Below are 13078 nucleotides of genomic sequence, written 5' to 3'. Positions count from 1 at the left end.
GACATTTGAAAAAGGGCACAAAAAAAGCACCTACATGACGGTATAGGCGCTTTTGTATGTCTTAAATTCTGTACCAGTGCAAGAAAAATTAAGCCATTCCGTTGACAGCTTTGCTCAGACGGGAAACCTTTCTTGCAGCGTTGTTCTTGTGGTAAACGCCCTTAGAAGTAGCCATCTCGATGGTCTTGGTAGCAGCGGTTAATTCAGCCTTAGCTGCTTCCTTGTCACCGGTCTCGATTGCAGCGTATACCTTCTTGATAGCGGTCTTAACGCCGGATCTGATAGCTTTGTTTCTGTCAGCTCTTGTGCGGGATACTAAAATTCTCTTTTTTGCAGATTTAATGTTAGCCAAGTCGTACACCTCCATAATGTATACAATAAAATTATAATTTACAAGAAATGTTTCACTTTAGCCAGACACGGAAGACTAACGTAAACATACTATTGTAGTTTAGACAATCTGGGAGCTTTTGTCAATACATATTTTGCGGATTTTTGTAAAAAATGTATTGATAAGAAAGGCAGACAGAGGGTGAAAAAATGGAAACTTTTCAGATCAGAACAGACCTGGCCCTGGAGGCAAGAGAAAGTGTCAATGAAGAGGAAAGCAAACTGCGGGGTGTGTCGGTGGACGAGCACTATGAGGAAGAGACGGATATCCGCATTACCAAGGTGACCATCGATACGAAAAATGCGGAAAAAACACTGGGAAAGCCCATGGGTGTCTATGTGACCATGGAGGCACCGGCCATGGTGGAACCGGATGACGATTACCACAGGGAGATCTCGGAGGCGTTAGCGGAGGAACTTTTGAAAATGATGCCCGGGGAAGCGGAGGAACTGTCGGTATTGATCGTGGGGCTGGGAAACCGGGAAGTGACGGCAGACGCTCTGGGACCGCAGGTGGTGGACAATCTGCTGATCACCAGACACGTAGTCAGAGCCTACGGCAAAGCAGCCTACAACTGTACCCGTATGAATCTGGTCAGCAGTATTGAGCCGGGGGTAATGGCGAAGACCGGTATGGAGACGGCAGAAATCATAAGCGGTGTGGTGAAGGAGACGCAACCGGATGTGCTGATCGTGGTGGATGCGCTGGCGGCTCGCAGCACCAGAAGATTGAACCGTACGATCCAGATCACCAATACCGGCATTCAGCCCGGCTCCGGCGTGGGCAATCACCGCAATGCCCTGACCGAAGAGACCCTGGGCGTACCGGTAATTGCCATCGGGATCCCCACGGTGGTGGATGCCGCCACGATTGTGGGAGATGCACTGGAGAAGCTGATGAGCGGGGAAAAGGAGTTCGATGCGGTCAAATATATGGGACAGCACCGCATGGCTTTTGCAGAACTGAACAATATGTATATGACCGGAAAGGATATCGATTCTGTGATCAAACGGGTCAGCTACACGGTCTCCGAGGGAATCAATATTGCCATGGAAAAAAACTGGGCGTAACTGCATATATATAGGGTAACAGTTCATGAGTTGAGCACCGGATTACGAGCAAAGGTAGTCACGAAGTGACGTAAGAGCAGGTCAAGGCGACTTTGCGACTGACGCGGGCTGAACTGTCGTAACAAAAAAAAGTGCGGAAGGAGAGCGCGGACCGTGAAGAATCCGAAAAATACTGTCTGGCGGATCGCACTGTTTTTGCTGACAGTTGTCTGTGGGCTTTTGATGGCGGATCGGGGAGAAAATGAGTTTCCGGTATTTGCCTGTTCCGAAGCTTTGTCAGGAGAAAGCGGCAGTACCGGATTACTGCTGCAGCAGAATATGTGGGAAGTAGTACCGCTATTAGGCTATGGTATTGTGGAGCAGCAGGGGACACAGAATCCGGAGGAGGATGAGACTACCTGCCGGACCCTGACCACCGAAGATCTGATCAGCGAAGAACTTCTCCTTCCGCAGCCGGAGGAAACGCAGCAGACGGCCCTTATCCCGGAGAGTGTGGAGGCGACAGCCGGGACTGCATTGAGCAATTTTCGTCCGGCGGTACAACAGGTGCAGATTGACCGCACACAGCTTGCGGATTATGAGACACTGGTACGGAATTTTTATGCCATAGATGCCAATACCATGGCAGGCAGTGATCAGTTATCCGTGGAAAAACTGCTGGGAATGGATATGACGTTGCCACAGGAAGGTGACGGACCACAGATCCTGATCTATCACACCCATTCCCAGGAGGCTTTTGCGGATTCGGTTCCTGGAGATGTGAACACCGGTATCGTGGGAGTGGGAGAGTGTCTGACCAAGATCCTGACAGAACAATATGGTTACCGGGTGCTGCACAATACCGGTCAATATGATGTGGAGACCAGAGACAATGCGTATTCCCGGGCACTTCCGGCAGTGGAACAGATCCTTGCGGAGAATCCCTCTATCCAGGTGATCATCGATCTGCACCGGGATGAGGTGGCGGAAGAGACAAAGCTGGTGACGGATATTCAAGGGAGACCCACGGCAAGATTTATGTTCTTTAACGGTCTGAGCAGGACCCGCAAGACGGGAGATATTGACTACCTGGCCAACGAGAACCAGGAGGCCAATCTGGCGTTTTCTTTTCAGATGCAGTTGAAGGCGGCGGAGTATTACCCGGGACTGACCCGCAGGATCTATCTGAAGGGCTACCGCTACAATATGCATCTGCGTCCCCGGACACTTCTGGTGGAACTGGGAGCCCAGAACAATACTGTGGAGGAGGCCATAAATGCCTGTGATCCTCTGGCACATATTCTGGATATGGTGCTTAAGGGAGAGTAGCGATACATAAAAGCAGGATAAGACAACGAATCGAAGTAAAATCATAGACAAGAATGCGGAATTTATGCTACAATCGTTAGATGCAAGAATATGTCAGGAAAGGACAGTAGTATGGCAGTAATAGATCAGAGCAAAATCCGCAATTTTTGTATTGTGGCACACATAGATCACGGCAAATCCACCCTGGCGGACCGTATCATTGAGAAGACCGGTCTGCTCACCAGCAGAGAGATGCAGGCACAGGTCCTGGACAATATGGACCTGGAGAGAGAGCGTGGCATTACCATCAAGGCACAGGCCGTGCGTACCGTATATAAAGCACAGGACGGAGAGGAATACATTTTCAACCTCATCGATACTCCGGGCCATGTGGATTTCAATTATGAGGTCAGCCGTTCTCTGGCGGCCTGCGACGGCGCCATTCTGGTGGTGGATGCGGCACAGGGCATTGAGGCACAGACACTGGCCAATGTCTATCTGGCACTGGATCATGATCTGGATGTTTTCCCGGTCATCAACAAGATCGATCTGCCCAGCGCAGATCCCCAGAGAGTCATTGAAGAGATCGAGGACGTCATCGGTATCGAGGCACAGGATGCTCCGCTGATCTCCGCGAAAAACGGCATCGGTATTGAGGAAGTCTTAGAGCAGATCGTGAAAAAGATCCCATCCCCCAAGGGGAATCCGGACAACCCTTTACAGGCACTGATCTTTGACTCTGTATATGATTCCTATAAGGGTGTTATCATTTTCTGCCGTGTCATGGAAGGCACAGTGAAAAAGGGTACCATGATCCGCATGATGGCTACCGGAGCGAAGGAAGAGGTCGTGGAGGTCGGTTATTTCGGAGCGGGACAGTTTATCCCCTGTGACGAGCTTTCTGCCGGAATGGTAGGCTACATCACGGCTTCCATCAAGAATGTAAAAGATACAGCAGTGGGTGATACCGTAACGGACGACAACAATCCCTGCGCAGAACCTCTGCCCGGTTATAAAAAGGTACAGTCCATGGTATATTGTGGATTATATCCCGCAGACGGTTCCAAGTACCCGGATCTGAGAGATGCGCTGGAGAAGTTACAGTTGAACGATGCGTCCCTGTTCTATGAACCGGAGACTTCTGTGGCACTGGGATTTGGCTTCCGGTGCGGATTTCTGGGACTTCTGCATCTGGAGATCATTCAGGAACGACTGGAGAGAGAATACAATCTGGATCTGGTGACTACCGCCCCCGGCGTTGTCTATAAGGTGCATAAGACCAATGGGGAAGTAATTGAGTTGACCAATCCTTCCAATCTGCCGGATCCCTCCGAGATCGAATATATGGAAGAACCGGTGGTAAATGCAGAGATCATGGTGACTTCCGAATTTATCGGTTCCATCATGGAACTGTGTCAGGAGCGCCGCGGCAAATACCTCGGCATGGAATACATCGAGGGCACCAGAGCGTTGTTGAAATACGAACTGCCCCTGAACGAGATCATTTATGATTTCTTTGATGCTTTAAAATCCCGTTCCCGTGGTTACGCATCTTTTGATTACGATCTGAAGGGTTACGAGAGATCGAATCTGGTGAAGCTGGACATTCTGATCAACCGCGAGGAAGTGGATGCCCTGTCCTTCATCGTCTGTGCAGATTCCGCTTACGAGAGAGGACGTAGGATGTGTGAAAAGCTGAAGGACGAGATTCCCAGACACCTCTTCGAGATTCCTATCCAGGCAGCCATCGGCGGCAAGGTCATTGCCAGAGAAACGGTAAAGGCCATGCGTAAGGATGTGCTGGCGAAATGTTACGGCGGTGATATTACCCGTAAGAAGAAGCTGTTGGAGAAGCAGAAAGAGGGTAAAAAGCGTATGCGTCAGTTCGGCAATGTAGAGATCCCGCAGAAGGCATTTATGAGTGTTCTGAAGCTGGATGATAAAAACTGATGAAGTAATTGAAGGAGCAATATGAATAAAAAGGAACTGGAATTATACATTCATATTCCCTTTTGTGTAAGAAAGTGCAGCTATTGTGATTTCCTGTCTGCCCCTGCCACGGAGCAGACAAGGGAAGCCTATATGGCTGCACTTTTTGCAGAGATCGGGGGAAGAGCAAAAGATTACAGTGACCGTACCGTGACCAGTATATTTATCGGAGGAGGTACGCCGTCGCTGTTGTCCGGGGAACAGATCGGGCAGTTGATGGACCGTATCAGAGAGCAGTTCGCAATGGCACAGGACGCGGAGATCACCATGGAGGTGAATCCGGGGACGGCCAGCGCAGAGAAACTTCGGAATTTTTACACGGCAGGAATCAACCGTCTCAGTATCGGTATGCAGTCTGCCCAGGCAGAAGAACTGAAAAATCTGGGCAGGATCCATGATTTTGAAGGTTTCTGCCAGGTGTACCGGGAGGCCGTGGAGGCAGGATTTACGAATATCAATGTGGATATCATGAGCGGACTGCCGGGACAGACGCTTGCAAGCTATCGGGATACGCTGGAAAAGGTGCTGCACTTAGAACCCATGCCGCAGCATATCTCTGCCTACAGCCTGATCGTGGAGGAGGGAACCCCTTTTGCGGCCATGGCAGAGAGGGGAGAATTGCCCTTGCCGGAGGAAGAGACGGAGCGTGCCATGTATGAGGAGACCATAGAGGTGCTGGCAAAGTATGGGTTCCATCGGTATGAGATTTCCAACTATGCCAGGGATGGTTATGAATGCAGACATAATGTGGGCTATTGGATCCGCAGGGATTACCTGGGATTCGGTATCGGTGCGGCATCCCTTATCGATAATGTGCGGTTTCAGAACGAAAAGAGTCTGGGAGCTTATCTGGCACATCCGCTGGAAAGCAGGGAAGAGGAGCAGACACTGACGGTACAGGACCGGATGGAGGAGACCATGTTTCTGGGATTGCGGCTGACAAGAGGAGTATCCTGTGTGGATTTTGCAGAACAATACGGCAGGACTGTGGAGGAAGTCTACGGAGAAGTGATCGCCCGGAATGTGGCGGATGGTCTTTTGACCGTTACGGAGAGGAAAGAGAACCAGAAAAAAGACCGGTTCCTGGCACTGACAAAGAGAGGGCTGGATCTGAGCAATTACGTGATGGCGCAGTTTTTATTCTGAGGAACGTGGGAGACTGACAGGCACTTGTGGACAGAAAATCACATAAACTATCATAAGCAACTGTCCACGGAGGGATTTTTTGAAGACCTTTCAGCAGCCATTAACCGCAGGAGAAGAAGCGTATTATATCCGCTTGCTCAGGGAAGGTACCGTGGAAGAATCCAGACAGGCCAGGGAGATCCTGGTGGAGAGGAATCTGCGCCTGGTGGCACACATTGCCAAAAAATACCAGAATGTTGAGGAGGACATGGAGGACCTGATCTCTATCGGATGTATCGGACTGATCAAAGCAGTGAATTCTTTTGACTCAGGAAAAGGAAGACTGGCTACCTATGCCTGCAGATGCATTGATAACGAACTTCTGATGATGCTGCGCAGCCGCAAAAAACTTTCCAGGGAAGTCTCCCTGTATGAACCTATCGGACAGGATAAGGAAGGAAATGCCATCCATCTGTTGGACGTGATCGAAGAGAAGCAGAAGGACGTGGTGGAGGATCTGGAGCTTGACAGAAATATCAGGCGCCTGTTCCTGGCTCTGGACCACTGTCTTACGGAGCGGGAGTATCGGATTCTGGTGATGCGTTATGGGATCCTGGGCTGTAAAGAACACACACAGCAGGAGGTGGGAGATGTTCTCGGAATTTCCAGAAGCTATGTCTCACGCATGGAAAAAAGAGCATTGCATAAGCTGGCGGAGGCTCTGCGTGAGGACTAAACATCACCTTGTCAATTAAGGAACACTGTGATATATTTATTTCTATAAGTGACTAAAGATAAGGGGGGACAGGAATGCATTTTGTAAGAACGGAAGACTTGAAGACGGGAATGCGTCTGGCAAGACCTGTTTATAATAAGAAGAGTATTCTTTTGTTTGACAGAAATTCCCTTTTGTCATTACAGGCAATAGAAAGTATTCGTAATTTCGGATTGATCGGTGTCTATGTACTGGAACCGGCAGAACCGCTTCCACCCCTGACTCAGGAGGACCTGGAGTTCGAACGGTTTCAGATTCAGGCGGTCAGTGCCATCGAAGAGGAACAGGATCGTATCCTGAAGACCAGAAAGCAGAACCGTACCCAGTCCATCGCAGATATGGTCATCCGCAATTACGGACACTTGGATGAGAAAATCAATTTCTACCAGAATCTGAGAAGCCGGGAGGATTATTTCTCCAGACATTCCCTGAACGTGGCAATACTCTGTGCCATGGTTACCCATGTGATGAATATCAGACGGGAAGAACAGTATCATACCGTATGTGCTGCAATCCTTCACGATATGGGAAAAGTGAAAAAACATGATGACGTGTATTCCGGGGCACCTTATACCAGAGAGGATATGCTGCGGAACTGCGAGACGCAGGAAGAGGCCTACGGTATCATCGAGGAGGCTTTTGCCACCGACGGATCCGGCATCCGCAGGATCTGCCAGCAGGCAGCCAGAAAACAGCTGGACCTGTTCCCGGAAGACGGAGAGAAGAGCAGGTATAAAATGCTGGCCGGAGCCAATGTATTGCTGGTGGCGAACCGTTATGATGAGATCACGGCCATGACATTACAGGGAACGGCACAGTCTGAGGTGAAGGCTCTTCAGGAACTTCTGGAGCACCCGGAGGTATATGATCCGGAGACGGTACGGGCATTGATCCGTTCCATCAATATCCTTCCGCCCGGTGCCAGCGTGGAACTCAGTACGGGAGAGAAAGCACTGGTATTGAATGAAAATGAAGAAAATGTACTGCGGCCGACAGTGGTAAGCTTCCGCGATAACAGTATCCTGGATCTGTCCCTTCCCGGGAATGAGGACATCCAGATCGTGGATGTCATGAAGACCATGGACAACCGGTACATATTCAATAAATAGTGAGGAGCAATTATGCCAACAATCGAAGAAATACTCAGAGCCGCCAAGGAAGCGGGAGCAAGTGATGTACATCTGACGGTAGGTATCCCACCCAAAATGCGTGTAAACGGCAATCTGATCACCATGGATTATCCCAGGATGCTTCCGGCAGACACGCTGGAAGTACTAGTCAATATCATGACGGAAGTGCAGAGAGAACGTTTTGAGGAACGGGGAGAATACGATATGTCTTTCTCTATTCCCAACTGCGGACGTTACCGTGTCAATGCCTACAAGCAGAGAGGTTCCGTGGCTCTGGCGTTTCGACTGGTAGGAACCGTGGTGCCTTCTCCGGAAGAGCTGGGTGTACCGGAATCCGTGGTGGAACTATATCAGCGCAAACGTGGTCTGGTACTGGTCACCGGACCTACCGGAAGCGGTAAATCCACGACGCTTGCCGCCATCATCGACAAGATCAACAACAACAGAGATGCCCATGTCATCACTCTGGAGGACCCTATCGAGTATCTGCATCAGCATAAGATGTCCATGGTCAACCAGCGTGAGATCGGCATAGATTCCAATAATTATGCCAATGCTTTAAGAGCGGCACTCCGTGAAGATCCCGATGTCATTCTGGTCGGAGAGATGCGTGACTTCGAGACCATCAGTGTAGCTATTACGGCAGCGGAGACCGGACATCTGGTATTGTCCACCCTGCATACGATCGGTGCAGCCAGCACCGTAGACCGTGTGATCGATGTCTTCCCACCACATCAGCAGCAACAGATCCGTGTCCAGCTGTCCAACACACTGGAAGCAGTCATATCCCAGCAGCTGATCCCGACAGCGGACGGCAAGCACCGTGTGGCAGCTTTTGAGGTCATGCATGCCAATCATGCGGTCCGCAACCTGATCCGTGAGGGCAAATCCCACCAGCTGGCCAGCGTCATGCAGACCAACCGGAAACTGGGTATGATCACCATGGATGAGGCTATTGTTCAGTTGTATTTTGAAGGCAAGATCGACAGGGAACATGCGATCCAGTTCGCTCAGGATCCCGACAGCATGGAAAATAAAATTTAAAGGAATGATCCGGAACCGGCTATATAGGAGCAGACCAGACGACGCAGCGGAAAGCGTACGGTTTTGTGAATCTGTAGTGAGGTTCCGGAGGATTTTTCACCAAAAGACGTTTTCATTTAAAATTTCTGATATTAATTCTAAGAAGATTCCGGTAGTTTCACTGCCCTTTTGCGGGCTCTTATGATCACCCATTGTATGAATTGTTTTGTTAAGTCTGATTATTTTTGTCAGATTCATTCGTTTTATCTGTTTCTGTTTTGTTTCACTGTTATTTCCATAATAAATAAAACATTTTAAAGGAGGTATTTTATGTTTACTACAGTTTGTTCGGCTGCAGTCTATGGTCTGCAGGCATATCTGGTCCGCGTGGAAGTGGATCTGGCAGGGGGACTACCATCGTTTCAGCTGGTGGGGTCGCTGGGGAGTGAGGTGAAGGAATCCCGGGAGAGGGTGAGTGTGGCCATGAAAAATTCCGGTTTCCAGATCCCACCGGCACATATCACAGTAAATCTGGCTCCGGCAGGTCGACGTAAAGATGGTACCGCCTTTGATCTGCCTATAGCTGTGGGACTTTTGCGGGATATGGAACTGGTACCGGAGAAAGCGCTGCAGGATACATTGTTTTTGGGAGAACTGGGCCTGAATGGGGAGATCAAGAAGGTGAAGGGTGTACTTCCCATTGTTCAGGAGGCGGCAAAAAGCGGTATCCGAAGGGTGGTGGTGCCCGGAGAAAATGCCATGGAGGCTGCGGTGATACCGGGGATCACGGTCTGGGGTGTGAACTGTCTGAACGATCTGCTGGCGGCACTGAACCATCCGGAGCTGGAAACTGAAAAAGTGTATCAGCCGAGGATCCGGGCGGAGGACTTGCTAAGGGAAGGAACCGGACAGGATACGGGAGATTTCCGGGAAGTGGCGGGACAGGAGAATGCTAAACGGGGTGCCGAGATCGCTGCGGCGGGATTCCACAATCTGTTGATGATAGGGCCGCCCGGGGTGGGAAAATCCATGGTCGCCGGGCGAATTCCCGGAATCCTGCCGCCTCTGACACTGAAAGAAAGTCTGGAGGTGACAGGAATCTTCAGTGTGGCGGGACTTCTGCCGCCGGGACAGGCACTGATCACAAGGAGGCCTTTTTATGCACCACACCATACTGTGACACAGGCAGCACTGATCGGCGGGGGAAGCGGCATCCCAAGACCTGGTATGGTATCGCTGGCCCATCGGGGTGTACTGTTTCTGGACGAGCTTCCGGAATTCCGGAAAAACGTGCTGGATGGCATGCGACAGCCTATGGAGGAGCGTAAAGTGCAGATCGCCAGAAGTGCCGGGATGGTCACTTATCCGTCGGACTTTATTCTGGTGGCGGCTATGAATCCCTGTCCATGCGGGTATTATCCGGACCGGAATAAATGCCGCTGTACCCAGCCCCAGATCGAGAAATATCTGGGAAAGATATCGGGACCGATTTTAGACCGGATTGATCTATGTGTGGAACTGCATCCCGTGGATATTCTACATCTGCAGAAAACGAAAACGGAAAAAAGCAGTGAAGATATGAAGCGGCAGATCCGGCATGCAAGAGAACGGCAGGCGGAGCGTTTTGCAGGAACGGATTGCCGTTTCAATGGGGACATCCGGTCTGCACAGGTGGAAGAATATTGCCCGTTGGGAGAGGAGGGTCAGAAAGTCATGGAACAGCTGTATCGTACGCTGCAGCTCAGTGCCAGAGTTTATCACCGGATTCTCAAAACTGCCCGAACCATAGCTGATTTGGAGGACCGGGAAGAGATCACGGGGGAACATTTGCTGGAGGCAGCGTGTTATCGCCCTTCGGAGACGTATTGGAATTAATTGTGTGCCGGAACCGGGTACATTAAGTGTCCGGCAAGAAAAAGGGGCCGGTACGAAAATAACGGAAAACGTGCGGGCTGTGTGAAAACAGGGAAAGGGACAGGTATGTTTATGGCGGAGGAAGAGAGAAAATATGCATATTTTTTGTGCAGCACCTATACAATCGGGGGCGTGCGGGCAGAACGGCTGCTTGCACGCTTCGGGTCACCCCGGGCGGTATATGAGGCGGAGACAGAGGAATGGAGGGAGTGCGTGGGCAATTCTGCGGCGGAAGCCTTGGAACGGCAGAAGAAAAGCGGAGAGTGGGAACGGGAATATGGACAGCTTTCGGAACAACAGATCCACTTTCTTTTGCGGGAGGAGAAAGGATTTCCCGGGAAACTGGCAGAAATTCCGGATCCGCCTTACGGCATTTTTTACCGGGGAAAACTGCCGGATGAGAACGAACCGGCGGTGGCGGTCATCGGTGCCAGAGAGTGTTCGGAATACGGCAGATATGTGGCCGAGGAACTGGGACAGTATCTGGGAAGAGCGGGAATACAGGTCATCAGCGGAATGGCCCGGGGGATTGACGGGATCAGCCAGCAGGCAGCGTTATCTGCGGGAGGAACTTCCTATGGTGTGCTGGGATGCGGAGTGGATATCTGTTATCCCGCACAGAATCGAAGATTGTATGAAGAACTGTTGGAAAAAGGGGGATTGCTCTCCACCTATACGCCGGGAACAAAGCCGCTGCCCCAGTATTTTCCACCAAGAAACCGTATTGTCAGCGGACTGTCGGATGCTCTGATCGTCATTGAGGCCAGACAGAAGAGCGGGACGTTGATCACGGTGGATATGGCACTGGAACAGGGCAGGGACGTCTATGTGGTGCCGGGCAGGCTTACGGACAGGCTCAGTGACGGCTGCAATCATCTGCTGACGCAGGGAGCGGGAGTGTTTTTATCTCCAGAGAGTTTTGCAGAGGATTTTTTGCGGAGCTGGGAGGAAAAACAGGGACTTTCCGCAGATGGCTCCGGAGGAAAGAACGGGCGGAAAAATAATAGGGAAACCGGCAGAAATACGGCAAAAGTAAAATTGCCCAAAGAATCCCTGCAAAAGATCTTGGAATGTCTGGAACCTGTGCCAAAGACATCGGAGACGCTGTTGCAGGAACTTTGGGAGAAGGGAGAATATACGGACATTTCCGCACTGAACCGGGCACTGATGGAACTGGAACTTTTGGGATATGCCAGACAGAACAGTCCGGGACATTTCAGCACTTCTGCGAATTGACAAGGCTTTCGGAAAAGGGGTATAGTAATAGACATATGAGAATGACGAGAAAGGTCAGGTGCCCTTATGAACGATAAAGATACTTACAGAATGCATACCAAAGTAATACAGATCGGAGACCGGAAGATCGGCGGCGGCAATCCTATCGCCATCCAGTCCATGACCAATACGAAGACCGAGGATGTGAAGGCAACCGTAGAGCAGATCCTGCGTCTGGAGAGGGCAGGCTGTGAGATCATCCGTTGCACAGTACCGACGCTGGAGGCGGCAGCAGCTATCCTGGAGATCAAGAAGCAGATCCACATTCCTTTAGTGGCGGATATCCATTTTGACTACCGTATGGCACTGGCAGCCATTGAGAACGGTGCCGACAAGATCCGCATCAATCCTGGGAATATCGGAAATCCGGAGCGGGTAAAGGCTGTGGTAGATGCAGCAAAAGAGAGGAATATCCCGATCCGTGTGGGAGTGAACAGCGGTTCCCTGGAGAAGCCGCTGGTGGAAAAATACGGTGGAGTGACTGCGGAAGGTATTGTGGAGAGCGCACTGGACAAGGTACACATGATCGAAGATCTGGGATATGACAATCTGGTCATCAGTATCAAATCTTCGGATGTGCTGATGTGCGTGAAAGCCCATGAACTGCTGGCAGGCCGTACGGTGTACCCTCTGCATGTGGGCATTACCGAATCCGGTACTGTGAACAGCGGTAATATCAAGTCAGCCATCGGTCTGTCCCTGATCTTAAGCCAGGGCATCGGTGACACCATCCGGGTATCCCTGACAGGAGATCCCGTAGAGGAGATCAAATCCGCAAAGCTGATCCTGCGTACATTAGGATTGCGCAAGGGCGGCATTGAGGTCGTATCCTGTCCCACCTGTGGAAGAACCCAGATCAATCTGATCGATCTGGCCACTAAAGTGGAGAAAATGGTAGAGGATTACCCGCTGGATATCAAAGTGGCTGTCATGGGCTGCGTGGTAAACGGCCCCGGAGAAGCAAAAGAAGCGGATCTGGGAGTTGCGGGCGGTATCGGAGAAGGTCTGCTGATCAAGCATGGCGAGATCGTAAAAAAGCTTCCGGAGGATCAGCTACTCCCCGCCTTGAAAGAGGAATTGGATCATTGGAGTTAAAATA

11 protein-coding genes are annotated in these 13078 nt (G+C 50.7%); 10 read left to right on the top strand and 1 reads right to left on the bottom strand.

Going from position 1 to position 13078, the window contains the following annotated elements; genetic code table 11:
- Positions 1 to 88 precede the first annotated feature (88 nt).
- On the bottom strand, positions 89 to 352 hold the full coding sequence (gene rpsT, locus DWZ61_RS02495; RefSeq protein ID WP_022311808.1) for a 30S ribosomal protein S20: 264 nt from the start codon (positions 350 to 352) through the stop codon (positions 89 to 91).
- Between the two features lie 188 nt (positions 353 to 540).
- Here rpsT and gpr point away from each other — a divergent pair, with 188 nt between their 5' ends.
- From gpr to ispG, 10 genes are all read left to right on the top strand, one after another.
- The gene (gene gpr / locus DWZ61_RS02490; protein WP_117464776.1) at positions 541 to 1461 is read left to right on the top strand and encodes a GPR endopeptidase; all 921 of its coding nucleotides are present in this window, start codon (positions 541 to 543) and stop codon (positions 1459 to 1461) included.
- Between the two features lie 153 nt (positions 1462 to 1614).
- A complete protein-coding gene (locus DWZ61_RS02485; protein ID WP_227064079.1) occupies positions 1615 to 2769 on the top strand; it encodes a stage II sporulation protein P in 1155 nt (384 codons plus the stop codon).
- A 111-nt stretch (positions 2770 to 2880) separates the two neighbouring features.
- On the top strand, positions 2881 to 4698 hold the full coding sequence (lepA, locus tag DWZ61_RS02480; protein WP_118502524.1) for a translation elongation factor 4: 1818 nt from the start codon (positions 2881 to 2883) through the stop codon (positions 4696 to 4698).
- Positions 4699 to 4719: 21 nt separating this feature from the next.
- Positions 4720 to 5883, top strand: coding sequence for a radical SAM family heme chaperone HemW (hemW, locus tag DWZ61_RS02475; protein ID WP_118537293.1), 1164 nt, complete (start codon positions 4720 to 4722; stop codon positions 5881 to 5883).
- Between the two features lie 79 nt (positions 5884 to 5962).
- On the top strand, positions 5963 to 6598 hold the full coding sequence (gene sigK, locus DWZ61_RS02470; RefSeq protein WP_022311813.1) for an RNA polymerase sporulation sigma factor SigK: 636 nt from the start codon (positions 5963 to 5965) through the stop codon (positions 6596 to 6598).
- A gap of 74 nt (positions 6599 to 6672) precedes the next feature.
- The gene (locus tag DWZ61_RS02465) at positions 6673 to 7746 is read left to right on the top strand and encodes an HD domain-containing phosphohydrolase (RefSeq protein ID WP_118537292.1); all 1074 of its coding nucleotides are present in this window, start codon (positions 6673 to 6675) and stop codon (positions 7744 to 7746) included.
- Positions 7747 to 7758: 12 nt separating this feature from the next.
- Positions 7759 to 8811 (top strand): type IV pilus twitching motility protein PilT, encoded by a 1053-nt coding sequence (locus DWZ61_RS02460; RefSeq protein ID WP_022311815.1) that lies wholly within the window; start codon positions 7759 to 7761, stop codon positions 8809 to 8811.
- 309 nt (positions 8812 to 9120) lie between these two features.
- The gene (locus DWZ61_RS02455) at positions 9121 to 10665 is read left to right on the top strand and encodes a YifB family Mg chelatase-like AAA ATPase (RefSeq protein WP_022311816.1); all 1545 of its coding nucleotides are present in this window, start codon (positions 9121 to 9123) and stop codon (positions 10663 to 10665) included.
- Positions 10666 to 10770: 105 nt separating this feature from the next.
- Positions 10771 to 11940, top strand: coding sequence for a DNA-processing protein DprA (dprA, locus tag DWZ61_RS02450; protein WP_147354664.1), 1170 nt, complete (start codon positions 10771 to 10773; stop codon positions 11938 to 11940).
- Between the two features lie 66 nt (positions 11941 to 12006).
- Positions 12007 to 13074, top strand: coding sequence for a flavodoxin-dependent (E)-4-hydroxy-3-methylbut-2-enyl-diphosphate synthase (gene ispG / locus DWZ61_RS02445; RefSeq protein ID WP_118537291.1), 1068 nt, complete (start codon positions 12007 to 12009; stop codon positions 13072 to 13074).
- Positions 13075 to 13078: the final 4 nt, after the last annotated feature.

This window comes from Clostridium sp. AF34-10BH (assembly GCF_003478095.1).
Classification (GTDB): Bacteria; Bacillota; Clostridia; order Lachnospirales; family Lachnospiraceae; genus Acetatifactor; species Acetatifactor acetigignens.
Note: the sequence above shows the minus strand (reverse complement) of the source record. Positions and strands in the feature narration are given on the sequence as shown.

Bases quoted from the DNA above. Each gene is read 5' to 3' on its own strand.
- lepA (WP_118502524.1), top strand. From the start codon at position 2,881: ATGGCAGTAATAGATCAGAGCAAAATCCGCAATTTTTGTATTGTGGCA.
- DWZ61_RS02465 (WP_118537292.1), top strand. From the start codon at position 6,673: ATGCATTTTGTAAGAACGGAAGACTTGAAGACGGGAATGCGTCTGGCA.
- DWZ61_RS02460 (WP_022311815.1), top strand. From the start codon at position 7,759: ATGCCAACAATCGAAGAAATACTCAGAGCCGCCAAGGAAGCGGGAGCA.
- DWZ61_RS02455 (WP_022311816.1), top strand. From the start codon at position 9,121: ATGTTTACTACAGTTTGTTCGGCTGCAGTCTATGGTCTGCAGGCATAT.
- hemW (WP_118537293.1), top strand. From the start codon at position 4,720: ATGAATAAAAAGGAACTGGAATTATACATTCATATTCCCTTTTGTGTA.
- gpr (WP_117464776.1), top strand. From the start codon at position 541: ATGGAAACTTTTCAGATCAGAACAGACCTGGCCCTGGAGGCAAGAGAA.
- ispG (WP_118537291.1), top strand. From the start codon at position 12,007: ATGAACGATAAAGATACTTACAGAATGCATACCAAAGTAATACAGATC.
- dprA (WP_147354664.1), top strand. From the start codon at position 10,771: ATGTTTATGGCGGAGGAAGAGAGAAAATATGCATATTTTTTGTGCAGC.